22 protein-coding genes are annotated in these 22220 nt (G+C 68.4%); 7 read left to right on the forward strand and 15 right to left on the reverse strand.

What is annotated here, in order from left to right:
• Positions 1–4: 4 nt before the first annotated feature.
• Both ACAM58_RS04960 and ACAM58_RS04965 read right to left on the reverse strand, forming a co-directional pair.
• Complete coding sequence (locus ACAM58_RS04960) at positions 5–283, reverse strand: PP0621 family protein (protein WP_369664222.1); 279 nt, start codon at positions 281–283, stop codon at positions 5–7.
• Positions 280–1092: an inner membrane protein YpjD gene (locus tag ACAM58_RS04965; protein ID WP_012746110.1), complete on the reverse strand. Its 813-nt coding sequence runs from the start codon at positions 1090–1092 to the stop codon at positions 280–282. Before ACAM58_RS04965 ends, ACAM58_RS04960 begins: the two co-directional genes overlap by 4 nt.
• A 98-nt stretch (positions 1093–1190) precedes the next feature.
• On the opposite strand from ACAM58_RS04965, the gene ffh reads away from it, so the two are divergent.
• A complete protein-coding gene (gene ffh / locus ACAM58_RS04970) occupies positions 1191–2579 on the forward strand; it encodes a signal recognition particle protein (RefSeq protein ID WP_012746111.1) in 1389 nt (462 codons plus the stop codon).
• A 90-nt stretch (positions 2580–2669) separates the two neighbouring features.
• Here the strand turns inward: ffh and mdoH are convergent, their stop codons facing one another.
• From mdoH to ACAM58_RS05005, 7 genes are all read right to left on the reverse strand, one after another.
• Positions 2670–4685 carry a glucans biosynthesis glucosyltransferase MdoH gene (mdoH, locus tag ACAM58_RS04975; protein ID WP_012746112.1) on the reverse strand — a complete coding sequence of 672 codons (2016 nt, stop codon included), beginning with the start codon at positions 4683–4685 and terminating at the stop codon, positions 2670–2672.
• Between the two features lie 7 nt (positions 4686–4692).
• On the reverse strand, positions 4693–4896 hold the full coding sequence (locus ACAM58_RS04980) for a hypothetical protein (RefSeq protein ID WP_012746113.1): 204 nt from the start codon (positions 4894–4896) through the stop codon (positions 4693–4695).
• A 193-nt stretch (positions 4897–5089) separates the two neighbouring features.
• A complete protein-coding gene (locus ACAM58_RS04985) occupies positions 5090–6478 on the reverse strand; it encodes a sigma 54-interacting transcriptional regulator (RefSeq protein WP_012746114.1) in 1389 nt (462 codons plus the stop codon).
• A 34-nt stretch (positions 6479–6512) separates the two neighbouring features.
• Entirely contained in the window at positions 6513–7124 is a 612-nt protein-coding gene (locus tag ACAM58_RS04990) for a hypothetical protein (RefSeq protein ID WP_230537741.1), read from the reverse strand.
• Between the two features lie 118 nt (positions 7125–7242).
• Positions 7243–8670 carry a sensor histidine kinase KdpD gene (locus ACAM58_RS04995; RefSeq protein WP_012746116.1) on the reverse strand — a complete coding sequence of 476 codons (1428 nt, stop codon included), beginning with the start codon at positions 8668–8670 and terminating at the stop codon, positions 7243–7245.
• Positions 8670–10034, reverse strand: a complete 1365-nt coding sequence (gene miaB, locus ACAM58_RS05000) for a tRNA (N6-isopentenyl adenosine(37)-C2)-methylthiotransferase MiaB (RefSeq protein WP_012746117.1) — start codon at positions 10032–10034, stop codon at positions 8670–8672. The genes ACAM58_RS04995 and miaB overlap by 1 nt, the downstream gene beginning before the upstream one ends.
• Positions 10035–10128: 94 nt before the next feature.
• Positions 10129–10524 carry a hypothetical protein gene (locus tag ACAM58_RS05005; RefSeq protein WP_230537739.1) on the reverse strand — a complete coding sequence of 132 codons (396 nt, stop codon included), beginning with the start codon at positions 10522–10524 and terminating at the stop codon, positions 10129–10131.
• 324 nt (positions 10525–10848) lie between these two features.
• On the opposite strand from ACAM58_RS05005, the gene ACAM58_RS05010 reads away from it, so the two are divergent.
• Both ACAM58_RS05010 and ACAM58_RS05015 read left to right on the forward strand, forming a co-directional pair.
• The gene (locus tag ACAM58_RS05010; protein ID WP_018903624.1) at positions 10849–11976 is read left to right on the forward strand and encodes an efflux RND transporter periplasmic adaptor subunit; all 1128 of its coding nucleotides are present in this window, start codon (positions 10849–10851) and stop codon (positions 11974–11976) included.
• Positions 11973–15143, forward strand: a complete 3171-nt coding sequence (locus ACAM58_RS05015; protein WP_012746120.1) for an efflux RND transporter permease subunit — start codon at positions 11973–11975, stop codon at positions 15141–15143. The genes ACAM58_RS05010 and ACAM58_RS05015 overlap by 4 nt, the downstream gene beginning before the upstream one ends.
• Here the strand turns inward: ACAM58_RS05015 and ACAM58_RS05020 are convergent.
• Genes ACAM58_RS05020 through ACAM58_RS05040 form a run of 5 tightly spaced genes read right to left on the reverse strand, consistent with a single transcriptional unit; the run spans position 15140 to position 18634 of the window.
• Positions 15140–15787, reverse strand: a complete 648-nt coding sequence (locus tag ACAM58_RS05020; RefSeq protein WP_018903623.1) for a histidine phosphatase family protein — start codon at positions 15785–15787, stop codon at positions 15140–15142. The genes ACAM58_RS05015 and ACAM58_RS05020 overlap by 4 nt on opposite strands.
• Before the next feature lie 21 nt (positions 15788–15808).
• Complete coding sequence (locus tag ACAM58_RS05025) at positions 15809–16429, reverse strand: DUF4136 domain-containing protein (RefSeq protein WP_018903622.1); 621 nt, start codon at positions 16427–16429, stop codon at positions 15809–15811.
• Between the two features lie 46 nt (positions 16430–16475).
• Positions 16476–17405 (reverse strand): tRNA 2-thiocytidine(32) synthetase TtcA, encoded by a 930-nt coding sequence (gene ttcA / locus ACAM58_RS05030; protein ID WP_018903621.1) that lies wholly within the window; start codon positions 17403–17405, stop codon positions 16476–16478.
• A 57-nt stretch (positions 17406–17462) separates the two neighbouring features.
• Positions 17463–17837, reverse strand: coding sequence for a dihydroneopterin aldolase (locus ACAM58_RS05035; RefSeq protein ID WP_012746124.1), 375 nt, complete (start codon positions 17835–17837; stop codon positions 17463–17465).
• Positions 17838–17845: 8 nt separating this feature from the next.
• Positions 17846–18634 carry an SDR family oxidoreductase gene (locus ACAM58_RS05040; protein WP_018903619.1) on the reverse strand — a complete coding sequence of 263 codons (789 nt, stop codon included), beginning with the start codon at positions 18632–18634 and terminating at the stop codon, positions 17846–17848.
• Positions 18635–18693: 59 nt separating this feature from the next.
• Between ACAM58_RS05040 and ACAM58_RS05045 the strand changes: the two genes are divergently transcribed.
• Both ACAM58_RS05045 and ACAM58_RS05050 read left to right on the forward strand, forming a co-directional pair.
• A complete protein-coding gene (locus ACAM58_RS05045) occupies positions 18694–19776 on the forward strand; it encodes a class I SAM-dependent methyltransferase (protein WP_018903618.1) in 1083 nt (360 codons plus the stop codon).
• Positions 19777–19835: 59 nt separating this feature from the next.
• Positions 19836–20699 (forward strand): TauD/TfdA dioxygenase family protein, encoded by an 864-nt coding sequence (locus tag ACAM58_RS05050; RefSeq protein ID WP_369664223.1) that lies wholly within the window; start codon positions 19836–19838, stop codon positions 20697–20699.
• A gap of 29 nt (positions 20700–20728) precedes the next feature.
• Here the strand turns inward: ACAM58_RS05050 and ACAM58_RS05055 are convergent, their stop codons facing one another.
• The gene (locus ACAM58_RS05055) at positions 20729–21130 is read right to left on the reverse strand and encodes a DUF5329 family protein (RefSeq protein WP_278877404.1); all 402 of its coding nucleotides are present in this window, start codon (positions 21128–21130) and stop codon (positions 20729–20731) included.
• Positions 21131–21235: 105 nt separating this feature from the next.
• Here ACAM58_RS05055 and hisN point away from each other — a divergent pair, with 105 nt between their 5' ends.
• Together hisN and ACAM58_RS05065 are read left to right on the forward strand one after the other, a co-directional pair.
• Positions 21236–22012, forward strand: a complete 777-nt coding sequence (gene hisN, locus ACAM58_RS05060; protein WP_018903615.1) for a histidinol-phosphatase — start codon at positions 21236–21238, stop codon at positions 22010–22012.
• A 9-nt stretch (positions 22013–22021) separates the two neighbouring features.
• On the forward strand, positions 22022–22216 hold the full coding sequence (locus ACAM58_RS05065; protein WP_012746130.1) for a DUF2905 domain-containing protein: 195 nt from the start codon (positions 22022–22024) through the stop codon (positions 22214–22216).
• Positions 22217–22220: the final 4 nt, after the last annotated feature.

Below are 22220 nucleotides of genomic sequence, written 5' to 3' on the forward strand. Positions count from 1 at the left end.
GTGCTCATCGATGCCGCGCCCGCTCAGCCGCGCTCGCGGCCTGGCGGTGCGCCGCGCTGCAGTAGACCGCGCCGCCCGGTCCCGCGATTGCATCGCTTGCAGGCAGGTGCAAGCCGCAATGGGCGCAGCGCAGCATGGCCTGCGGCGAAGCCGGCGCTGCGGGCGGGCGCCTGGCCGCGCGCGCCGCCTCTTCGCGCAGGGTCTCGCGCATTTCTTCCCGGCGGTTCTTGCGCCAGAGCCAGATCGCCACCCAGAGCACCGCGAGAACGAGCAGGTATTTCATGTCGCGCCGCGCGCCAGCACCACTTCGAGCACGAAACGCGAGCCCACATAGGCCAGCAGCAGCAGGGCGGAGCCGGCATACAGCACGCGCCGCGCCGTGCGGCCGCGCCATCCGAAGCGGACCCGGCCGATCAGCAGCACCGCGAAACTGATCCAGGCGAGCACCGAGAACACCGTCTTGTGGTCCCACTTCCAGCCGCGCACGCTCGCGCCGTACAGCGTTTCGCTGAACAGCAGGCCCGCGAGCAGCGTGGCGGAAAGCAGCACGAAGCCGGCCATCACGAAGCGGAAGGTGAGCCGCTCGAGCGTGAGCAGCGGCACGCCGCTCTGCGGCTCGGCGGCGGCAAGGCGGATCTGCTTTTCGGCCCGCGTGATCAGCCAGGCATGGACCACCGCAGCGCCGAACAGGCCGTACGAGGCAATGCCCAGCGCAAGGTGCAGCGGCAGCCAGGGCGATGCCGACACATGCAGCGGCGTGCCGGGAAAGAGAATGGCCAGCAGCACGGCGGCCGCGCCAAGCCAGGCCAGCGCGCGGCGCACCTTGAGCTGCGGGTACATGCGGCTTTCGACCGCGTAGACCGTGAGCACCAGCCAGGCCGTGACCGAAAGCGCCGGTGCAAAGCCGAATTTCGGCTGGCTGCCGACGAGGCCATGGCCCAGCACCGCGGCATGCAGAAGCCACGCCAGCCCGAGGGCCCACTGGGTGGCCTTGCGGCTCAGCCTGGCGCCCGCGGCAGCGGCAAATCCATAGGCAGCCGCGGTGGCGATGCCCAGCGCCACGGCAAGTGGGGAGGGGATCGCTAAAATCATTGCCGGAGTTTATCTCCCCCAGGCTTGCGCACTTCGCGTCGCGGCGCCAACCCCCCTTTCCAATGACCCGCCGCGGCGGGCAGCAAGGCATCTCCTTCATGGCCACCGCCCTCACAGAAAAGTTCTCCCGCCTCGTCAAGACGATGAGCGGCCAGGCGCGCATCACCGAAAGCAACGTGCAGGACATGCTGCGCGAAGTGCGCATGGCCCTGCTCGAAGCCGACGTGGCGCTGCCCGTGGTGCGCGATTTCGTCGCCCGCGTGAAGGAAAAGTCGCTCGGCCAGGAAGTGCTGGGCTCGCTCAAGCCGGGCCAGGCGCTGGTCGGCATCGTCAACCGCGAGCTCGCCGCCACCATGGGCGAGGGCGTGTCCGACATCAACCTGGCGGCGCAGCCGCCGGCCGTGATCCTCATGGCCGGCCTGCAGGGCGCGGGCAAGACCACCACCACCGCCAAGCTGGCCAAGCACCTGATCGAGAAGCGCAAGAAGAAAGTGCTCACGGTCTCCGGCGACGTCTACCGGCCCGCCGCCATCGAGCAGCTCAAGATGGTCACCAAGCAGGCCGGCGCCGAATGGTTCCCGAGCACGCCCGACCAGAAGCCGCTCGACATCGCACGCGCGGCGCTCGACCACGCCAAGCGCCACTTCTTCGACGTGCTGCTGGTCGACACCGCGGGCCGCCTGGCCATCGACGAAGTGCTGATGACCGAGATCAAGCAGCTGCACGGCGCGCTCGATCCGGTCGAGACGCTGTTCGTGGTCGACGCCATGCAGGGCCAGGATGCGATCAACACGGCCAAGGCCTTCAAGGAAGCGCTGCCGCTCACCGGCATCATCCTGACCAAGACCGACGGCGATTCGCGCGGCGGCGCGGCGCTGTCGGTGCGCCAGGTGACGGGCGTGCCGATCAAGTTCGCGGGCACCAGCGAGAAGATCGACGGCCTCGAGGTGTTCGACGCCGAGCGCCATGCGGGCCGCATCCTCGGCATGGGCGACATCGTCGCGCTGGTCGAGCAGGTCACGGCCGGCGTCGACGTGGCGGCGGCGCAGAAGCTCGCGGCCAAGGTCAAGAGCGGCGCGGGCTTCGACCTGAACGACTTCCTCGGTCAGTTGCAGCAGATGAAGCAGATGGGCGGCCTCTCGAGCCTGATGGACAAGCTGCCGCAGCAGATGGCCGCCAAGGCCACCGAGGCCGACATGACCCGCGCCGAGCGCGACATCCGCCGCAAGGAAGGCATCATCCAGAGCATGACGCCGCTGGAGCGCCGCAAGCCCGAGCTGCTCAAGGCCACGCGCAAGCGCCGCATCGCGGCCGGCGCGGGCGTGCAGGTTCAGGAAGTGAACCGCCTGCTCAACGAGTTCGAGCAGATGCAGGGCATGATGAAGAAGATGAAGGGCGGCGGCCTCATGAAGATGATGAAGAAGATGGGCGGCATGAAGGGGATGGGCGGGATGGGTGGGCCCGGTGGGCCGAAGCTGCCGTTCTAATTAAATAGAGCGATGGCTGCTGCTTCGGCAGCGCAATAAAAAAGCCGGCCTCGTGGCCGGCTTTCTTGTTTGCGGTGGAGCTTCAGCGCATCAGGCCGTTGCCAGCGCCGCAGGGCGCGCCAGGCGAAGCGCATGCATCCAGGCGCGGCGCAGCACGGCGGGCGAGCGCGATTCCTCGGGAATCAGCAGGAAGCCGCGGTCGCGCAGCGAGGTGCCCAGCGCGATCTGGCTGGTCAGCACCGTGAGCGGAATGGCCAGCAGCAGCGGCAGGCCCACCGGCATGAGCCAGATCAGCGCGCTCGGATCGATCATTGCGACACCCAGGGCCAGCGCGCCGACCACCACGCTCATGGGAGCGAGCTGCGACACGGCGACCTTCCACGGCACGGCAGCGGCTTCGCGCGGGGGCGACTTCCAGTCGAGCTTGATGCCGGTGAGGGCGACCAGCACGAACAGCGAATGGGCCAGCATGCGAACCGGCGCCTGCACGATGGCCAGGCCGCTTTCGAGCACCGAGCTCTTCACCAGGCCCCACAGGCCGCCGTACTGGCGCTGCTCGCCGCGCATCAGCACGGCCGCGATGCCGAGCACGCGGGGCAGGAACAGGAGGCACAGGGTCCAGACCCACAGGCCGGCCAGTTCCGCCGGCAGCACGCTCCAGCTGGAGATCAGGCTCGAGCCGCTCAGCCACAGCGCGGTGCCGAGCGTCAGGAATGCGAGCCACAGCGGCGCCGAGACGTAGGCCATGGTGCCGGTCACGAACATCGCGCGGTGCACCGGGTGGATGCCGGGCTCGGCCATCAGGCGGGCGTTCTGCAGGTTGCCCTGGCACCAGCGGCGGTCGCGCTGCAGTTCGGCCAAGAGGTCCGGCGGCTGCTGCTCGTAGCTGCCGACCAGGTCGGCGCAGAGCCACACGTTGTAGCCGGCGCGGCGCATCAGCGCAGCTTCGACGAAGTCGTGCGACATGATGCCGCCCGACATGCCGCCGGTGCCCTTGATGGGGGCCAGCGCGCAGTGCTTCATGAAGGGCTCGACGCGGATGATCGCGTTGTGGCCCCAGTAGTGCGATTCGCCCAGTTGCCAGAACTGCATGCCCAGCGTGAACAGGCGGCCCGTCACGCGGGAGGCGAATTGCTGCGCGCGGGCATGCAGCGTCACGTGGCCGATGGCCTGCGTGGCGGTCTGGATGATGCCGGCGGTCGGGTTGGCTTCCATCAGCTTGACCATCGAGGTCAGGCAGTCGCCGCTCATCACGGAGTCGGCGTCGAGCACGACCATGTAGCGGTAGTCCTTGCCCCAGCGGCGGCAGAAGTCGGCCACGTTGCCGGCCTTGCGGTGGGTGCGGCGGGTGCGCAGGCGGTAGTACACCTCGACCTGCGGCTGGTTGGGGCTGTCGGCCAGCGCGGCGCGCAGGTCTTCCCAGGCGGCGCGCTCGGCGGCGGCGGTTTCGGGCGAGTAGCTGTCGGACAGCACGAACACGTCGAACTGCTTGGCGTGGCCGGTGGCCGCGACCGATTCGCAGGTGGCGCGCAGGCCGGCGAACACGGTGGCCACGTCCTCGTTGCAGATCGGCATGATGATCGCGGTGCGTGCCTCGGGGTTCATCGGGTGGTGGGCCACCTGCTTGACCGAGAGCGCGTGCTTGTCGCCGCGCACCGAGACGTAGAAGCCCATGAGCGCGGTCACGAAGCCGGTGACGACCCAGCCCGAGAGCAGGCCGTACAGGCCGATCTGGCCGTATTCGAGCCAGACGTTGTCGTAGTCGGGTTGCACGCCGGCAAACAGCACGGACGCGATCACGGTGCTCAGCAGCGTGAGCGCCATGAAGGCGAAGCGGCGCTGGGCCGCGGCGCGCTGCCAGGGCTGCTTGGCCTGGGCGCCGGCTTCGGCGGTCTGGCTTTCCGGCTTGCCGCCGGCGCCGAGCTTGACCAGCAGGGCTGTGCCGATGCTGTTCCAGAAGCCGCGCCAGGGGCGGGGCGTCATGGAGCCGCGGTTGACCGGCGGAGCGGTCACGGAATTGGGATGGCGTTCTTCGCGCACCGGGCTGCGGTGCGAGAAGTCGGCTTCGGTCAGCACGTTCAGTTGGGAGAAGTCGTTCGGCTTCATGTGTGATTTACCAACGTTGCTTGTCGAGGGAAGGGGTGTCGCCAATGGCAGGAAAGCGCTTGATCACGCAATCCGGTTCGGCGCCGCCCGCGCTTGCGAGCGCGGCCACCGAATGACCGGCGGCACGGGGCCGCACGGGGGAAAACTGCTTTTGACGCAGGCCGTCGCGCTGCTGGCGCAGTGCGAAAGATGGGCTGGTGAGTGCTGTCATGCCTGTACAGGGGCAAACCCTGTGCCAGGCTGGAAAAATGCTTTTAGATCAACGACTTAGGGCGATCTGGATGCGGTTTTCGGGGTTGGGGCCGTCTGGAAGGCCCCGAAACCCCGGTTTTTGTCGCCGAATCCCGACAAGCCCGCGAGGCTGGTGGAAAATGGCCTTTTAAATCAACAACTTAGGGGCGTCGCTAGTCGGCGACAGGCTCATTGCCCGGAGCGACAGCGTCGGCCTTGAAGTGGCCCGGCGTGAGTTCGTGCTTCTGCAGCAGGCGGTAGAACTCGGTGCGGTTGCGGTCGGCCAGCCGGGCGGCGTCGGCCACGTTGCCGTCGGTCAGCTTGAGCAGCCCGACGAGGTAGTCGCGCTCGAAGCGCTGCTTGGCCTCGGCATAGGTCTGGACCTCGACCGTGGGCACGCGCAGCGCGCGCTGCACCAGCGCCAGCGGGATCAATGGCGAGCTCGACAGCGCGCAGACCTGTTCCACCACGTTGTAGAGCTGGCGCACATTGCCGGGCCAGGCCGCGGTGGCCAGCGCCTTGAGCGCCTCGGGCGCGAAGCCGGACAGCCGCTTGCCGTACTTGGTCGAGAGCTTCTGCAGGAAGTGGTTGGCCAGAAGCGGAATGTCCTCGCGCCGGGCCGACAGCGGCGGCAGCGTGAGCGTGACCACGTTGAGCCGGTAATAGAGGTCTTCGCGGAACTGGCCGGCTTCCATGGCCACGTCCAGGTCGCGGTGGGTGGCCGAGATGATGCGCACGTCGACCTCGATCGACTGGCTGGCACCCAGCGGGCGCACCGCGCGCTCCTGCAGCACGCGCAGCAGCTTGACCTGCAGGGCGGGCGGCATGTCCCCGATTTCGTCGAGCAGCAGCGTGCCGCCGTCGGCCTGCTGGAACAGGCCCTTGTGGTTGGCATGGGCGTCGGTGAAGGCGCCCTTCATGTGGCCGAACAGTTCGGATTCGAGCAGCGCCTCGGGGATGGCGCCGCAATTGACGGCCACGAAAGGCTTGTCGGCGCGCGCGCTGGCGCGGTGGATGGCGCGCGCCAGCAGTTCCTTGCCGGCGCCGCTGTCGCCGCGCAGCAGCACCGAGGCGTCCGACTTGGCGACCATGCGCGCCTCGGCCAGCAGCTCGGACATGCGGTTGCTGCGGCTCACGATCTCGGCGCGCCAGCTTTCGTCGCCGGCCTTGGCGGGCGTGCTGGCCGGTGCGCCCAGCGCCAGCGCCTGCGCGATCTTGTCGAGCAGTTCGCGGCCGTCGTAGGGCTTGGTGAGATAGGTGAACACGCCGCGCGCGGTGGCCTCGACCGCATCGGGAATGGTGCCGTGGGCGGTGAGCAGGATCACCGGCAGCGAGGGATGGCGCTTGCGAATCTCGTCGAACAGCTGGAGCCCGTCGCGGCCGGGCAGCCGCACGTCGCTGAGCACCAGCTGCGGGTGCTCGATCTCGAGCTGCGTGAGCGCGGTTTCGGCCGAGGTCACGGCCGTGACCTGGTAGCCGGCCGAACTCAGCCGCATCGAGAGCAGCCGCAGCATGTCCGGGTCGTCGTCGACCACCAGCAGGCGCGCGCCGGTCGTGCTCATCGATGGGGTTCCTTGGGCAATCGCCGGCTGCGGTTCATGGATTGGGCCTGGTGCCGCCGGGCGGAGGCAGGGTCGGCGGCGGCACGTTGTTGGGCCGCGCGAAGCTGCGCTCGATGGCGCGCAGCGCCTCGATGCGGTCGTTCAGCTGGTCGATGCGGCGCTGGCTTTCGCGCACCTGCTGCGCCTGCTTGTCGCGGTCGTCCTCGACGCGGCGCTGCTCCACGTAGCGCGCGGCCAGTGCGCGCGCCAGCGGCTGCAGCGGCTGCGCCTCGGGCGAGGGGTTGGAGATCACGCGCTGCATCAGGCCCAGCGCGCGCGCCAGGTCGGCCGGCACGCGGGTCTGTGCGAGCAGCAGCGCGAGCTGCATCTGGGCGGTGGGCGAATCGCCGGGATCGCCGGCGCGGGTGATTTCGGCGGCCAGCTCGGCGCCGCCCAGCGGGCGGACCTTGTCGGCATAGGCCAGCATGGCCGCGGCCGGGCCCTGGGTCATCAGCGTGAAGAGCGAGGCGGGCTGCGTGGCGGGCGCCTTGGGCTCGGCCTCGACCGGCATCACGCGCGGCACGGCGGGCGGCGGCGGCAGGGCCTCGGCCTCGGCGGGTGGTGCGGGCTGCGTCGCGCAGGCGGCCAGCAGCAGGACGAAAGGCATGGCCACCGCCCCGGACAGGGTCGAACTGCGGACGAACGGAAAAAGCATGGATTGAAGAAAAGGCAAGAGGCGGTGTTTGTTTTCAGGTGTGTGCCTGGGGGGCTTCACGGTGGGTTGTTCAGGCCGTGCGCGGCAGTTCGATGCGAAAGCGCGCGCCGGGCCCCTCTGGCAGCAGGGTGATGCGGCCCCCATGGGCAGCAATGTACTCCTGCACGATCGAAAGGCCGATGCCCGTGCCCTTGACGGCATGCTCGGGCTGGCGTTCGCCCCTGTAGAAAGGCTCGAAGATCCGGTCCCGGTCGCCCTCGGCAATACCCGGGCCGGCATCGTTGATATCGATGCACGCGGTGGTGGGCGTGCCCGACACCACGATCGAAATGACGCCGCCGCGCGCCGAATAGCGGATCGCGTTGGACAGCAGGTTGGCCACCGCCGTGCCGAGCTTGGCGCGGTCCACCGGGAGCGTGATCGACTCGCCCTCGGCATGGACGCGCAGGCCGTGGGCCTGCCACTGCAGGCGCTGCGCCTCGATCTGCTCTTCGACCAGCGGCAGCAGGTCGGTGCGTTCGCGGCGCAGTTCGCGCGCCTCGAAGGCGGCGGCGTTGAAGCGCAGCAGCGCCTCGATCTGGCCCTGCAGCGAAACGGTGTTCTGGTTCAGGATCTGCGCCACCTCGAGCTGCGCCGGATTGAGCGGACCCGTCACGCCGTCTTCCAGCAGCGAGACGCCTTCGCGCAGCGCCGCCAGCGGCGTCTTGAGTTCGTGCGAGACGTGGCGCAGGAAGCGTGCCTTGTCGGCATCGAGCTCGGTCAGGCGCAGGCGCAGCCACTCGAGCTGCTGCGACAGGCGCCGCACGTCGGCCGGGCCGCGGATGTCGATCGGCTCGTCGAGCCGGTTCTGGCCGAGCCCGACGATGGCGTGCTCCAGCCGCTTGAAAGGACGCGCGAGCCAGATGCCGAAAGCCAGCGCCAGCGACACCGCCAGGATGCTGGCGGCCACCACTTCGCGCATCAGCCGGCGGCGCGCGTTCTCGATGCGCTTGGCCAGCGCGTCGTTCTGCATTTCGATCAGGAACTGGGCCTGCTGCGCCAGATTCGTGTTCAGCGAATCGAGCTCGCGGAACTGCATGGCCATGCCGCTTTCGCGCGAGAGCGCGCTGTCGGCGCTACCGCTCATGAGCCCCTCGATCACGCCGAGCTGGGCGCGCCACAGCTCGATGCCCGACGGCGCGAGGCCGTTCCGCTCGAGCCGTTCGAGCACCTGGTGCGCTTCGCGCGCGGCATCGTCGAAGCGGCGGCGCAGCACGGCGTCGTTCAGCACCAGCGACTGGCGCCCGGCGCGCTCCATGGCGGCACTGCGCTCGGCCAGCGACTGGGCCGCGCCCGAGAGCCGCAACGCGCGGGCCGCCGCATCGCGGCTCTGGGTCATGAGCGCGTCGTACTGGAACACCGAGCGCAGCGCCACGCCCACCAGCAGGGCGGTGATCAGCAGGAACGCGAAAAGCAGGAGCTGCTGGAACGAGCCCCGTCTGGACGGCCGCTTCGCCATCAGGCGGCGAGCGCGGCGGGAACCGGCACCGTCGACGATTCGCGCGTGGCCACCTCGCCGCGCAGCGTGTAGGCCAGCGAGCGCGTGATGCGCAGGTCGGCCATCTGCCCGACCAGGCGCGCGTCGCCTTCGAAGTTGACCACGCGGTTGCAGGCGGTGCGGCCCATCAGTTCGTTCGCATCCTTGCGGGAAGCCCCCTCGACCAGCACGCACTGCGTGGTGCCGACCAGCGCATCGCCGAAGCGGCGCACGTTGCCGTCGATCACGCGCTGCAGCGTCTGCAGGCGAGCCAGCTTCACCGCATGGGGCGTGTCGTCCTGCAGCGCCGCGGCGGGCGTGCCGGGGCGCGGGCTGAAGATGAAGCTGAAGCTGTTGTCGAACTGGCAGTCGTCGATCAGCTTCATCATCTTGGCGAAGTCTTCGTCGGTCTCGCCCGGGAAGCCGACGATGAAGTCGCTGGAGAGCGCGAGTTCGGGCCGGATGGCGCGCAACTTGCGCACCGTGCTCTTGTATTCCATGGCGGTGTAGCCGCGCTTCATGGCCATCAGGATGCGGTCGCTGCCGTGCTGCACCGGCAGGTGCAGGTGGCTCACCAGCTGCGGCACCTTGGCATAGGCCTCGATCAGCCGCGGCGTGAACTCGTTGGGGTGGCTGGTGGTGTAGCGGATGCGCTCGATGCCCGGAATCTCGGCGACGTATTCGATGAGCAGCGCGAAGTCGGCGATCTCGGCCGTGTCTCCCATGCGGCCGCGGTAGGCGTTCACGTTCTGCCCCAGCAGCGTGACTTCGCGCACGCCCTGGTCGGCCAGGCCGGCGATCTCCACCAGCACGTCGTCCAGCGGACGGTTCACTTCCTCGCCGCGGGTGTAAGGCACCACGCAGTAGCTGCAGTACTTGGAGCAGCCTTCCATGATCGAGACGAACGCCGTGGCGCCGTCGACGCGCGCGGGCGGCAGGTGGTCGAACTTCTCGATCTCGGGAAAGCTGATGTCGACCTGGGGCCGGTCCAGCCGCTCGCGGTCGTTCAGCATCTCGGGCAGGCGGTGCAGCGTCTGCGGGCCGAACACGATGTCGACGTAGGGGGCGCGCGCGATGATGGCCTCGCCCTCCTGGCTCGCCACGCAGCCGCCCACGCCGATCTTCACGCCCTTGGCCTTCAGGTGCTTCACGCGGCCGAGGTCGCTGAACACCTTCTCCTGCGCCTTCTCGCGCACCGAGCAGGTGTTGAACAGGATCAGGTCGGCCTCGTCCACGTTCTGCGTCGGCTCGTAGCCCTGGGCGGCGTGCAGCACGTCGGCCATCTTGTCCGAGTCGTACTCGTTCATCTGGCAGCCGAAGGTCTTGATAAATACTTTTTTGCTCATGGGGTGCTTTCCTGGCCCTTCCCGCCGGGAAGGCCGATGCAGGGCGCTTGCGTCGTCCTGCGGCGCGGCGGGCGCGGCCCGCCGGCCTCTTTATTTATTGCGTGTTGACGGTGTCGTTCGAAGTGAACGGCCAGATGTTCAGGAAGGGCTTGTTCAGCGATTCGCGGCTGGCCGTGGCCTCGCCCGGCGTGAGGATCCACACCTCGCGCAGCAGGCCGGCGGCATCGCGCGTGTAGTTCACCAGGTATTTCTGGCCGACGATGCCGCCCGCCATCACCAGCATGTTCTGTTCGCTGCGGATGCGGGCGCCGGGCGCCAGGCGGTCGACCTGGCCGTCGAGCTCGACATCGGGCGCATTGATCACCATGAACTTGCCGCGCAGCGTGCCGACCGGGAAAGTGCGCCCGCCCACCAGCGATTCGTTCTGGGTCTGCGGCCGCGGCACTTCGGACTGGGCTGCGGCGCCGATGGAAAAAAGGCTCGCAGCCACTGTGCAAAGCGCTATGAAAGTGAGAGCATTCGTGGGTTTCTTGCAGCGGTTCATGGGGTATATCCAGAGGCTGTGGAGCGGCGATTTTAGCGGCGGGGTGAAATCATCCCTGGCGCCTGCCACAGCGGGTTGTACATGGGCCCTGGCATTGCGGCTTTACTTATCTTTACGGCACTCACGGACACTGCGAGTCGACGGCTGCTCCAATAGCCGCTGTCAGCCCAAAGTGCACAAGAACCCATGAAGAAAAAAATCGTCCTCGCTCTTGCAGGTGTGTTGATCGTAGCCGTCGCGGGATGGTGGTGGAGCGGGTCGGGCGATCGCATGGCGGCAAAGAACGCCAGGCCAGCCGCCGCCGGTGGCGCCCCCGCAGACGGCGCGCCGGCCGCGCTCGTCACGCTTGCCACCGCCGAGCGGCAGGACGTGCCGGTCACGGTGCAGGTCAACGGCAGCGTGGTGTCGCTCAACAGTGTCGATCTGCGGCCGCAGGTGACCAACACCGTGGCGGCGGTGCACGTGAAGGAAGGGCAGTTCGTCAAGGAGGGCCAGCTGCTCTTCACGCTCGACGACCGCAACGACCAGGCCAACCTGGCCCGCGCCCGCGCCCAGCAAAAGCGCGACGAAGCCACCCTGGCCGACCTCGAGCGCCAATACAAGCGCAGCCAGGAACTGCTGGCGCAGAACTTCATTTCCAAGAGCGCCACGGACGCCACGCTGTCGCAGCTGGAAGCGCAGCGCGCCGCGGTGGCGGCCGACCGCGCCGCGGTGCAATCGGCGCAGGTGGCGCTGGGCTACGCCACGCTGCGCGCGCCCATTGCGGGGCGCATCGGGGCCGTGAACATCTATCCCGGCACGCTGGTGCAGCCGACGCTGTCGCTGGTCACCATCACGCAGCTCGATCCCATCGCGGTGAGCTTCCCGGTGCCGGAGGCCAACCTGCAGGACCTGCTGGCGGCGGCGCGCAGCCGGGCCAAGGTGGAGGCGCTGGTCGTCGGACGCCGCGAGCCGCTCAGCGGCGTGCTCAATTTCGTCGACAACACGGTCGATCCGCAGATCGGCACGGTGCGCGCCAAGGCGGTGTTCGACAACGCCGACCAGAGCCTCTGGCCGGGCCAGTTCGTCGGCACCCGGATCACGGTTCGCACGCTCTCCGGCGCCACGGTGGTGCCGGCCGCGGCGCTCATGATGCTGTCCGAGGGCACTTCGCTCTACGTGGTCGACCAGGCCATGAATGCCAAGCGCCGCAAGGTGCAGGTGCTCCACACCTTCGGCACCAAGGTGGCGGTGAGCGGCGTCGAGCCGGGCGAGCAGGTGGTCATCGAGGGCAGCCAGAACGTGCGCCCGGGCGGCAAGGTCAGGGCCGATAAAAAGGCCGCGCCGGCCGGTACCTCCGGCGTCACGCCGGGCAGTGCGGCCTCCTCGGACACCCAGGCTCCCCGGGAACGCGCATGAACATCTCGGAGCTGTGCATCCGTCGTCCCGCGATGACGGTGCTGTTGTCCGCGGCGGCGGTGGTGGCGGGCATCTTTGCCTACTTCAGCATCCCGGTGGCCGCGCTGCCGAGCTACAACACGCCGGTCATCAACGTGAACGCCCAGCTGCCGGGCGCGAGCCCGGACACCATGGCTTCGTCGGTGGCGCTGCCGCTGGAGAAGCAGTTCTCGACCATTCCGGGCCTGCAGACCATCAGCTCGGTCAACACCCAGGGCGTGAGCTCGATCACGCTGGAATTCGTGAGCAGCCGCGACATCGATGCCGCCGCGGTCGACGTGCAGGCCGCGCTGCTGCGCGCCCAGCGACAGCTGCCGCAGGAACTGACGCAGCTGCCTTCGTACCGCAAGGTCAATCCGGCCGACGCGCCGGTGCTGTTCATCGCGCTGATCTCGCCGTCGATGAATCCGGCCGAGCTCAACGACTACGCCGAGAACCTGATCTCGCCCACGCTTTCCACCATCGACGGCGTGGCGCAGGTGGGCGTGTACGGTCGCAAGGCCTTTGCGGTGCGCATCAAGGCCAATGCCGACCTGCTCAATGCGCGCAACATCACGCTCGACGAGCTGGCCAAGGCAGTGAATTCGGCCAACGCCAACACGCCCGTCGGCGTGCTCGACGGGCCGCGCCAGACGCTCACCATCCAGGCCAACCGGCAGCTCACGAGGGCGGAAGATTTCGCCAAGCTGATCGTCGGGCAGCGCAACGGCGCGCCGGTGCGGCTGGACGAAGTGGCCACCATCGAGGACAGCTTCGAATCGGTCAAGACCGCCAGCAGCTTCAACGGCCAGAGCTCCATCTCGCTGGCCGTGCAGCGCCAGCCCAACGCCAACACCGTGCAGGTGGTGGATGCGGTGCGCGCACTCATTCCGCGCTTCAAGGCGGAGCTGCCGCAATCGGTCGAGATCCACATGGTGAACGACCGCTCGCTGTCCATCCGCGAAGCCGTGCACGACGTGCAGCTCACGCTGCTGGGCACCGTCGCGCTGGTGGTGCTGGTAATCTTCCTGTTCCTGCACCGGCTGGTGGCCACGCTGATTCCGGCGGCCACCATTCCCATTTCGCTGATCGGCGCGGTGGCGCTGCTCTATGCCTTCGGCTACAGCCTGGACAACGTCTCGCTGCTGGGCATCACGCTGGCCGTGGGGCTGGTGGTGGACGATGCGATCGTGGTGCTCGAGAACATCATGCGCTACGTCGAGAAAGGCATGGAGCCGATGGCCGCGGCGCTGCGCGGCGCGCGCGAGGTGGGCTTCACCATCATCTCGATCTCGATCTCGCTGGTGGCGGTGTTCATTCCCATCTTCTTCATGCCGGGCGTGATCGGCCTGCTGTTCCATGAGTTCGCGGTGGTGGTGGCGCTGGCGGTGCTGGTGTCGGCCATCGTGTCGCTCACGCTGGTGCCGATGCTCGCGAGCCGGCTGCTCAAGCACGTGCCGCGCAAGGATGGCGCGCTCGACCACGAGGAAGAGCACCCCGAGCCCGGCACCGCCGTGGGACGCGCCTTCGAGCGCGGCTACCGCTGGGTGCATGCGAACTACATGCGGACGCTCGACTGGACGCTCGCGCACCGCAAGCTGATGCTGCTGTTGGCCGGCGGCACCTTCGTCGTCACGGCCTGGCTGTTCGTCTCCATTCCGAAGGGCTTCTTCCCCGAGGAGGACATCGGGCAGATCCAGATCACCACCGAAGCGGCCGAGGACATTTCCTTCACCGCCATGAACGCGCTGCAGGAACGCGTGGCCGCTTCGCTGCAGGCCGATCCGAGCGTGGCCTACGTGAGCTCGTTCGTCGGCGTGGGCGGTCCCACCGCCACGCAGAACTCCGGCCGCCTGTTCGCGGTGCTCAAGCCGCGCAGCCAGCGTCCCAAGATGGCCGCGGTGCTCGAATCGCTGCGCCAGCGCTTCCGCGAGATCCCGGGCATCGCGGTCTACATGCAGCCGGTGCAGAACCTGCGCCTGGGCGGCCGCCAGAGCAAGGCGCGCTTCCAGTACACGCTGCAGAGCGTCAATGCGGGCGAGATGGTGCCCTGGGCCACGCGGCTCATGGAGCGCATGCGCGCCGATCCGGCCTTCCGCGACGTCACCAGCGATTCGCAGAACCGCGGCCTGCAGGCCACGCTGGAGATCGACCGCGACAAGGCCGGCGTGCTCGGCGTGGCCGTGGGCGACCTGCGCACCGCGCTCTACAACGCGTACGGCGACCGGCAGATCGGCAGCATCTACGGCGCGAGCAACACCTACCAGGTGATTCTCTCGGCCGCCGACAACGACCGGCAGTTCGAGGACGACGTGTCGCGCCTGTCGGTGCGCAGCACCAGCGGCCGGCTGGTGCCGCTGTCGGCCTTCTCGACCGTCAAGCGCACCGTGGGGCCCACCTCGGTCAACCACCAGGGGCAGCTGCAGGCGGTGACGGTGTCGTTCAACCTCGCGCCCGACGTGCCGCTGGGCAACGCGACCGCGAAGATCGACCAGTTCAAGGAAGAGCTGAAGATGCCGCAGTCGATCATCACCACCTACGGCGGCGATGCCGCGGTGTTCCAGAGCTCGCAGGCCAGCCAGGCCGTGCTGCTGGTGCTGGCCGTGCTCGTGATCTACGTCCTGCTGGGCGTGCTGTACGAAAGCTACATCCACCCGCTGACCATCCTGGCCGGGCTGCCGTCGGCGGCCGTGGGCGCCTTGCTCTCGCTCAAGATCTTCGGCTTCGACCTGACGCTGATCGCGACCATCGGCATCCTGCTCCTGATCGGCATCGTGAAGAAGAACGCGATCATGATGATCGACTTCGCCCTTGATGCGCAGCGCACCGAGGGCATGAAGCCGGTCGATGCGATCCGCGAGGCCTGCCGGCTGCGCTTCCGCCCGATCCTCATGACCACGCTGGCCGCGCTGATGGGCGCGCTGCCGCTCGCATTGGGCCTGGGCGCCGGCGCCGAGCTGCGCCAGCCGCTGGGCGTGGCGGTGGTGGGCGGGCTGATCTTCTCGCAGGTGATCACGCTCTACATCACGCCCGCGATCTACCTCGCGCTCGACCGCTACAGCGGCACCGGGCCGATGGTCGACCTGCCGGGCGAGGCCAAGGCCGAGGCTGGTGGCGGTGCCGCGGGGCACGCGGCCTCGCACGCCTAGGTTGTGGTCTCGTCGAGAACGTCGTCGTCCGCCGCCAGGTGGGCGGTATCGCTCCAGCCCACGAGGCTGAAGCCCTCGGGCGTCCACAGCATGCGGTTGATGGCGGCGTTCCCGAGCTGCCAGGTGCGCGGCGCCTGCAGCTCCTGGCGCGTGGCGGCGCGGTAGAGCACGTCCATCACGCCGCCGTGCGCCACCAGCGTCACCAGCTGGCCCGGATGGCGCGCGGCCAGCTTCGATGCGACGCGCGTCACCCGCTCGCGGAAGACCAGCAGGCTCTCGCCGCCCTCGGGCTGGAATTCGGGATCGCGCTCGCGCCAGCGCCGGGCCTGGTCGGGCAGGGTGGACTCGATCTCGGCAAAGCTCATGCCCTCGAAGCGGCCGAAGGCGCGTTCGCGCAGGCCGGGCTCGGGCTGCACCGTGAGGCCGTGGGGCCTGGCGATCTCCTGCGCGGTCTGCCAGGCGCGCGACAGGTCGCTGGCGTAGATCGCGCCGATGTCTTCGTGCGCCAGCGCCTGCCCGACGCGCCGGGCCTGCCAGAGCCCGGTGTCGTTGAGCCCGATGTCGAGCTGGCCCTGGATGCGCGTGTCGACGTTCCAGGCGGTTTCGCCATGGCGAACGGCAATCAGGCGGGTGGCTTCTTCCATCTGCTGGATTCTAGGAGCGCGTCATTTCTTCTTCGCGGCGGACAGCTCGATGTTCACCCGGCGCTCGCCCTGCGGCGGATTCGGAAAGCCCTGCAGCGCCGCCTCGAACATCACCGGCAGGATGGTCGCGCTGACGTTGTACGGGCCCTCGTTGCGGGCCCGCGTTTCGTAGACCACGCGGTTCGTGCCGATGTCGCGCAGCACGATGCTCACTTCGCGCTCGTACCAGGGATTGGCCGCGGGTGGCATGAAGGCCGGGCCGCCGTACCAGCCGCCGCCGTACCACCGGCGTGCATAGCCGGGATAGCCGTAGCCATAGCCCCAGGGGCCGTCGAAGAGCCATGGATCGGCCCAGGGCGAGAGGCCGGCCGCGACGCGTGCGCCGATCTGCGCGCTGTACTGCGGCCTGGCGTCGTCGCGGCGCAGGCCGACCTTGTCGAGCGCGGCGGCGGCCATGGCCTCGAGCGATTCCTGCCGGGCGAGGTCGGCCTGCTGCGACGGCAGGCGCTCGAAGCGGTAGCTGGCGCCCGGCGCCACGGTGGCGAGCGACGAGAAGCTTTTCACATCGCTGTCGACCACCCAGGAGGTGGCGCAGCCGCTCAGGCTTGCTATCAGAAGAAGAGCTGAAAACGCACGTTTCATGAGGATCTCCGGGCTCCGCGGCCCAAAATTCCCCTGGGTTGCCCGCTCAGCCCTGAAGGATGCGCAGGGCTGCAGGTGCCTGGGAGAGCAGGTCAAAGGAGGGCGTGTCGAAGGCCTTGTCGCCGTCTTCGTCGGCCACGCCGGTCGCCTTCAGACCCTTGAAGTCGTGCTGCGTTCCGTCGAGCAGGTGCGAGGGCACCACGTTCTGCAGCGCGGTGAACATGTTCTCCACGCGGCCGGGGTGCTTCCTGTCCCACTCGCGCAGCATTTCGCCGACCTGCTTGCGCTGCAGGTTTTCCTGGCTGCCGCAGAGCGTGCACGGAATGATCGGGAATTCGCGGTGCTGGGCCCAGCGCACCAGGTCTTTCTCGGCCACGTAGGCGAGCGGGCGGATCACGATGTGCTTGCCGTCGTCGCTCACCAGCTTGGGCGGCATGCTCTTGAGCTTGCCGGCGAAGAACATGTTGAGGAAGAAGGTCTGCAGCATGTCGTCGCGGTGGTGGCCGAGCGCGACCTTGGTGGCGCCCAGTTCGTCCGCCACGCGGTACAGGATGCCGCGGCGCAGCCGGCTGCACAGGCCGCAGGTGGTCTTGCCCTCGGGGATCACGCGCTTGACGATGCTGTAGGTGTCCTGGTTCTCGATGTGGAAGTCCACGCCGAGCTCGCTCAGGTATCTGGGCAGCACCTCTTCGGGGAAGCCGGGCTGCTTCTGGTCGAGGTTGACCGCGACGATGTCGAAGTGGATCGGTGCGCGGGCCCTGAGCTTGAGCAGGATGTCCAGCATGGCGTAGCTGTCCTTCCCGCCCGAGACGCACACCATGACCTTGTCGCCCTCCTCGATCATGTTGTAGTCGACGATGGCGCGGCCGACTTCGCGGCACAGGCGCTTCTCGAGCTTGTGCGTTTCGCGCTCGATCTTCAGGGAATTGGTGGCGGCGCCGGCGACGGGCGCCTCGTCGATCCAGACGGCGTTCATGGGTGGGCTGCTTCGGTCAGGCAAATCGGGGGGAGGAGGGCCCGATTTTGCCTCGGTTCACCATTCCCCGGCTTCCATGCGGATAGCCACCTCGCAGTCGTCGAAGATCTCGAGCTTGGCGATCTTCACCCGCACGCCGACCACGCCGGGCAGCTGCAGCAGGCGCTGCGCGAGCTTGCCGATGAGCGTTTCGAGCAGGTTCACATGCTCGGCCGTGCACTCGTCGATGATGATGCGGCGCACCTTGCGGTAGTCCAGCACGTGGTAGATGTCGTCGTCCTTCGGCAGCAGCGGCTGCGCGCCCAGGTGCAGCTCGGCATCGACCTGGATCGGCTGCGGGGCCGTCTTTTCCTGGTCGAGGATGCCCAGGTTGGCGTCGAAGCGCAGCCCCTGCAGGGTGAGTGTCTGGCGGCCGATCGGGTTGGAGGGCATGGTGGGGCTCACATCAGCGAGAAGTCGCGGTCGAATTTCATGAGGTGCTGGCCGCCGTCCACCACGAGCGTGGTGCCGGTGATCGAGTTGTTCTCCAACGCGAACTTCACCGTGGCCGCCACGTCGGCCGGCGTGGAAGAGCGGCCCAGCGGCGAGAGCGTGTGCAGCTTCGAGAACCTGTCCTCGTCGAGCATGTGGCTGGGCAGCGTGAGGCCGGGCGCCACGCCCACCACCCGCACGCGCGGCGCCAGCGCCAGGGCCAGCATGGGCGTGGCGGCCTCGAGCGCGGCCTTCGACAGCGTGTAGCTCAGGAAGTCGGGGTTCGGGTTCCAGAGCTTCTGGTCGAGCATGTGCACGACGGCGCCCTGCGCGTCGCCGCGCAGCGCCAGGTGGTCGTGCAGCGCCTGCGCCAGCACGATGGCCGCACCGGTGTTGCTGCGCGCATGGCGCTCCATGAGCGCGTAGCTGAAGCTCGCGGCGTCGTCGTGTTCGAAGAGCGCTGCGCTGTGGACCACGGCATCGACGCTGCCGAAGTGCGCCGCCACGCGCGGCAGCAGGGCGCGGGTGGCGCCTTCGTCGAGCAGGTCGGCCTCGAACGGCGCCGAAGTGCCCGAGAGGGCCGCGCAATCGGCCGCCGTCTGCTCGGCCTCGGCGCGCGAGCTGCGGTAGTGCACCGCCACCTGCCAGCCGCCCGCGGCCAGCGCCAGCGCGATCTCGCGCCCCAGCCGGCGGCCGGCACCCGTGACGAGGACGGTGCGGCGGGCTGGCGTAACAAGAGGAAGGGGCGCTGTGCTCATGCGGGCAGAGAAGGGAGAATCGGCGGGTGACGACAAAAACGACGACAAACAGTTTACCCATGGCCCTCGACATCCTGATTGCCCGTTCGGTGGAACGGGCGGGCGGATGGATCGGCTTCGACCGCTTCATGGCGCTGGCCCTGTATGCGCCGGGGCTGGGCTACTACGCCAACAGCTCGGCCAAGTTCGGCCACATGCCGTCGTCGGGCAGCGACTTCGTGACGGCGCCGGAGCTCACGCCCATGTTCGGCCAGGCGCTCGCGGCGCAGGTGGCCGAGGCGCTGGAGAAGACCGGCACCGACACGGTCTGGGAGTTCGGCGCCGGCACGGGCGCGCTCGCCGTGCAGCTGCTGCACGCGCTCGACGAGATCGGCCGCGGCGACGTGCGCTACCGCATCGTCGACCTGTCCGGCACCTTGCGCGAGCGCCAGCAGCAGGCGCTGGCGCGCTACACAGACCGCGTGGAATGGCTCGGCGAACTGCCCGAGGCGATGCAGGGCGTGGTGGTCGGCAACGAGGTGCTCGACGCGATGCCGGTGCAGCTCTTGGCCCGCGTGGGCGGCCAGTGGTTCGAGCGCGGCGTGGTGCGCAACGTGCGCGCCGACGGCTGGGCCTGGGCCGACCGCGAGACCGCGCTGCGGCCGCCGTTCGAGGTGTCCGGCGAGCACGACTACCTGACCGAGATCCATCCGCAGGCGGAGGCCTTCGTCGCGACCCTGGCGGACCGCCTGAAGAGCGGCGCGGCCTTCTTCATCGACTATGGTTTTCCGGAGCGCGAGTACTACCACCCGCAGCGCCACATGGGCACCGTGATGTGCCACCGCGCGCACCAGGCCGACGGCGATCCGCTGTCGGATGTGGGCTACAAGGACATCACGGCGCACGTCAATTTCACCGGCATCGCGCTCGCGGGGCAGGAGGCCGGGCTCGAGGTGCTGGGCTACACCAGCCAGGCGAGGTTCCTGCTGAACTGCGGGCTGCTCGAGCGGATGGGGCAGGGCAGCACGGCAGAAAGAGGCATGGCGGCTCGGCTCGTTCATGAGCATGAGATGGGGGAGCTGTTCAAGGTGGTGGGGTTTGCGGTGGGCGAGGGGTGGGAGGCGATGGGGTTTGCTGAGGGGGATCGGAGTCATACGCTCTGACATAAGCAACCAACAAAAATTTCGTTGAGAACCCCCTCACCAAAACCTACATTGGCGCAATGACCGCCTCCCAGCACTTCGAAGTGCGCCCCTTCAACGCCCCCGTCGGCGCAGAAATCGTCGGCCTCGACATCTCGAAGCCCATCAACGACGAAGACTTCGCGCGCATCCACCGCGCGCATCTGGACCACCACGTGCTGGTGTTCCGCAACCAGCAGATCACTCCGGCCGAGCACATCGAATTCAGCCGCCGCTTCGGCCCGCTCGAGATCCATGTGCTGCACCAGTTCCATCTGAAGAACCATCCCGAGATCCTGATCGTCTCCAACATCAAGGAGAACGGCGAGCCCATCGGCCTGGGGGACGCGGGCGTCTATTGGCATTCGGACATCTCGTACAAGCCCCAGCCCAGCCTGGGCTCGCTGCTGCATGCGCAGGAGCTGCCGAGCGAAGGCGGCGACACGCTCTTTGCCGACCAGCATCTTGCGTGGGAAACGCTCTCTCCCGAGCTGCAGCAGCGCATCCTGCCGCTCAAGGCCGAGCACAGCTACCTTGCCAAGTACGAGGCGCTGCGCGCAAAGAACCCTTGGCGGCCCAAGCTCTCGCAGGAGCAGATCGACCAGGTCGCGCCCGCCGTGCAGCCGGTGGTGCGCACGCATCCCGAGACCGGCCGCAAGGCGCTGTTCGTCAGCGAGCATTTCACGACGCGCATCGTCGGCCTGCCGCCGCAGGAGAGCGACGCGCTGCTGGCCGAGCTGTTCGCGCACAGCGTGAAGCCGCAGTTCGTGTACCGCCACCAATGGGCGCCGCACGACCTGGTGTTCTGGGACAACCGCTCGCTGATGCACCTGGCGGCCGGCACGCCGGATCATCTGCGGCGCCGCCTCAATCGCACCACCATCGTGGGCGACACGCCCTTCTGATGGCTTCTTCCTTGGCCCGATGCAGCGGGTCAACCGGCGCCGGGCTTGCCGCTGCCGCCGCCCTGGCGCAGCGTGCGCAATTCGGCGTTGAGGAATTCGTTGGCGTCCCGCATCGAGCCGTTCGGCATCTTGATCTTGTAGGGCTTGCCCGTCATCTCCGAGCGGGAGGCGCAGCGGTCGATGAAGTCTTCCGCCGTGGTGATCTCGTCTTTGAAGTGGTCGAACTTGGCCTGCATGTGCTTGGCGGCATCGGCGGCGTTGTGCTCGTCGCCGTTGCGCATGAAGGTCATCGTCGTCATCTTCGAGACGCGCAGGATCAGCGTGTCGATGAGCTTTTGCTCCGACGCGGAAGGGGTGGCCTGGGCCAGCGCGGCCGCAAGGCCGAGCACCAGCGCCAACAGGGCGCGACGCGGAAGTTGAAATGAAGCCATGTGGTCGATGTGGCAATTTCCGGACCATGCTAGGGCGGTGGCCCCATGCGTGTCAAACCGGGCCCGGCTCGGGTCTAATCGCAGTTTTGGCACGCTTGGTTTCCCATGAGCTCTTCCGCCCCCGATCTGCTGTCGATCGCGCATTTACTGGCCGATGCCGCCGCCGCGCAGTCGATGCGCTATTTCCGCACGCCGCTGGACATCATCACCAAGGCCGACGAGAGCCCCGTGACGCTGGCGGACCGCGCCGCCGAGACGGCCATGCGCGAGATCCTTGCCGTGCGCGCCGCGGCGGACGGCATCTTCGGCGAGGAGCACGGCCTCGAGCGGCTCGACGCCGAGCGCGTCTGGGTGCTCGACCCGATCGACGGCACGCGCAGCTTCATCACCGGATCGCCGCTGTGGGGCACGCTGATCGGTGTGCTGCGGGGCTCGCGCGTGGTGCTGGGCATGATCGACATGCCGGTGCTCAAGGAGCGCTGGGTCGGCCAGGCCGGCCAGGGCGCGACGCGCGACGGCCAGCCGGTGCACGCGAGCAGCTGTACCGAGGTGGCCAAGGCGCGCATCGTCACCACTTCGCCCGACATCTTTGCGCCGGCCGACTGGCAGGCCTTCGACCGGCTGAGCCGGCAGTGCGCGATGCGGCGCTTCGGCGGCGACTGCTACGGCTATGCGCAGCTCGCGGGCGGCACCATCGACCTCGTGGTGGAAACCGGCCTGCAGCCCTACGACTACCTGGGCCCGGCGGGCGTGATCGAGGCCGCGGGCGGCGTCATCACCGACTGGCAGGGCCAGCCGCTGGGGCTGGAGTCCGATGGCCGGGTGATTGCGGCCGCAACGCCCGAACTTCACCGACAAGCCATGGCCGTCCTTGCGGCCTAGACTGCTCCCATGATCCGCTGGCTGATCGTCGTCGTCCTTGCCCTGGTGCTCATGAGCGGCCTCACGGCCTGGCTGCGCCGCTTCGGCTTCGGGCGGCTGCCTGGCGATTTCGAATTCCGCGCCTTCGGCCGCGAATGGCAGCTGCCGATCTCGAGCACGCTGGTGCTCAGCATGATCGCGGCGCTGGTGGCGCGCTTCGTCTAGCGCC

The sequence above is a fragment of the Variovorax sp. V116 genome, from assembly GCF_041154435.1.
GTDB classification, from domain to species: Bacteria; Pseudomonadota; Gammaproteobacteria; order Burkholderiales; family Burkholderiaceae_C; genus Variovorax; species Variovorax paradoxus.

Excerpts from the sequence above, each read along its gene's own strand:
- ACAM58_RS04965 (WP_012746110.1), bottom strand. The coding sequence starts at position 1,092 with ATGATTTTAGCGATCCCCTCCCCACTTGCCGTGGCGCTGGGCATCGCC.
- ACAM58_RS04995 (WP_012746116.1), bottom strand. The coding sequence starts at position 8,670 with ATGGCGAAGCGGCCGTCCAGACGGGGCTCGTTCCAGCAGCTCCTGCTT.
- ACAM58_RS05020 (WP_018903623.1), bottom strand. The coding sequence starts at position 15,787 with ATGGAAGAAGCCACCCGCCTGATTGCCGTTCGCCATGGCGAAACCGCC.
- hisN (WP_018903615.1), top strand. The coding sequence starts at position 21,236 with ATGAGCTCTTCCGCCCCCGATCTGCTGTCGATCGCGCATTTACTGGCC.
- miaB (WP_012746117.1), bottom strand. The coding sequence starts at position 10,034 with ATGAGCAAAAAAGTATTTATCAAGACCTTCGGCTGCCAGATGAACGAG.
- ACAM58_RS04960 (WP_369664222.1), bottom strand. The coding sequence starts at position 283 with ATGAAATACCTGCTCGTTCTCGCGGTGCTCTGGGTGGCGATCTGGCTC.
- ttcA (WP_018903621.1), bottom strand. The coding sequence starts at position 17,405 with ATGAACGCCGTCTGGATCGACGAGGCGCCCGTCGCCGGCGCCGCCACC.
- ACAM58_RS05010 (WP_018903624.1), top strand. The coding sequence starts at position 10,849 with ATGGCGGCAAAGAACGCCAGGCCAGCCGCCGCCGGTGGCGCCCCCGCA.
- ACAM58_RS04985 (WP_012746114.1), bottom strand. The coding sequence starts at position 6,478 with ATGAGCACGACCGGCGCGCGCCTGCTGGTGGTCGACGACGACCCGGAC.
- ACAM58_RS05065 (WP_012746130.1), top strand. The coding sequence starts at position 22,022 with ATGATCCGCTGGCTGATCGTCGTCGTCCTTGCCCTGGTGCTCATGAGC.
- mdoH (WP_012746112.1), bottom strand. The coding sequence starts at position 4,685 with ATGAAGCCGAACGACTTCTCCCAACTGAACGTGCTGACCGAAGCCGAC.
- ACAM58_RS05050 (WP_369664223.1), top strand. The coding sequence starts at position 19,836 with ATGACCGCCTCCCAGCACTTCGAAGTGCGCCCCTTCAACGCCCCCGTC.
- ACAM58_RS05045 (WP_018903618.1), top strand. The coding sequence starts at position 18,694 with ATGGCCCTCGACATCCTGATTGCCCGTTCGGTGGAACGGGCGGGCGGA.
- ACAM58_RS05025 (WP_018903622.1), bottom strand. The coding sequence starts at position 16,429 with ATGAAACGTGCGTTTTCAGCTCTTCTTCTGATAGCAAGCCTGAGCGGC.
- ACAM58_RS05015 (WP_012746120.1), top strand. The coding sequence starts at position 11,973 with ATGAACATCTCGGAGCTGTGCATCCGTCGTCCCGCGATGACGGTGCTG.
- ACAM58_RS04990 (WP_230537741.1), bottom strand. The coding sequence starts at position 7,124 with ATGCCTTTCGTCCTGCTGCTGGCCGCCTGCGCGACGCAGCCCGCACCA.
- ACAM58_RS05040 (WP_018903619.1), bottom strand. The coding sequence starts at position 18,634 with ATGAGCACAGCGCCCCTTCCTCTTGTTACGCCAGCCCGCCGCACCGTC.
- ACAM58_RS05035 (WP_012746124.1), bottom strand. The coding sequence starts at position 17,837 with ATGCCCTCCAACCCGATCGGCCGCCAGACACTCACCCTGCAGGGGCTG.
- ffh (WP_012746111.1), top strand. The coding sequence starts at position 1,191 with ATGGCCACCGCCCTCACAGAAAAGTTCTCCCGCCTCGTCAAGACGATG.
- ACAM58_RS04980 (WP_012746113.1), bottom strand. The coding sequence starts at position 4,896 with ATGACAGCACTCACCAGCCCATCTTTCGCACTGCGCCAGCAGCGCGAC.
- ACAM58_RS05055 (WP_278877404.1), bottom strand. The coding sequence starts at position 21,130 with ATGGCTTCATTTCAACTTCCGCGTCGCGCCCTGTTGGCGCTGGTGCTC.